The 524-nt window shown below is 65.5% G+C and carries 1 protein-coding gene; it reads left to right on the top strand.

The genetic code is table 11. From position 1 onward, the window contains the following. Positions 1-365 (top strand): branched-chain amino acid ABC transporter permease (locus RIE32_12215; GenBank protein ID MEQ9097015.1); only part of this gene is annotated, 365 nt, incomplete at its 5' end. Between the last annotated feature and the right edge of the window lie 159 nt (positions 366-524).

Here is a 524-nt window from a genome sequence, read left to right as displayed (position 1 = left end):
ACCAGGCGGCGCTGTCGGTGGGCATCAGCCTCAACTTCATCTGGGTGATGGTCTGGTCGCTGGCGGGCTTCGTCGCGCTTGTCGCGGGGATCATGTGGGGCACCAAGTCGGGCGTGCAGTTCTCGCTGTCGCTGATTGCGTTGAAGGCGCTGCCGGTGCTGATGCTGGGTGGGTTCACCTCGATCCCCGGCGCCATCGTCGGCGGGCTGGTGATCGGCGTGGGCGAGAAGCTGTTCGAGTTCGCCATCGGCGCGCCCTACCTGGGCGGGGCGACGGAGATCTGGTTCGCCTACGTGCTGGCGCTTCTGTTCCTCGTGTTCCGGCCGCAGGGCCTGTTCGGCGAGAAGATCATCGAGAGGGTGTGAGGCGGTCATGACCCACAAGTCGCGCATCAGCGTTGTCTGCATCGACTGCAAGACCGACGACCTTTCGGAGGCCACGGCCTTCTGGTCGGCGATGCTGGGCAAGGAGGGCCGGATCGACGAGCGGGGCAAGTACACCCAGTTCGACGGGCACAAAGGCCA

This window comes from Phycisphaerales bacterium, from assembly GCA_040221175.1.
Taxonomy (GTDB): Bacteria; Planctomycetota; Phycisphaerae; order Phycisphaerales; family UBA1924; genus JAHCJI01.
The sequence above is the reverse complement of the archived record's forward strand: the minus strand, read 5'-3'. Positions and strand labels throughout refer to the sequence as shown.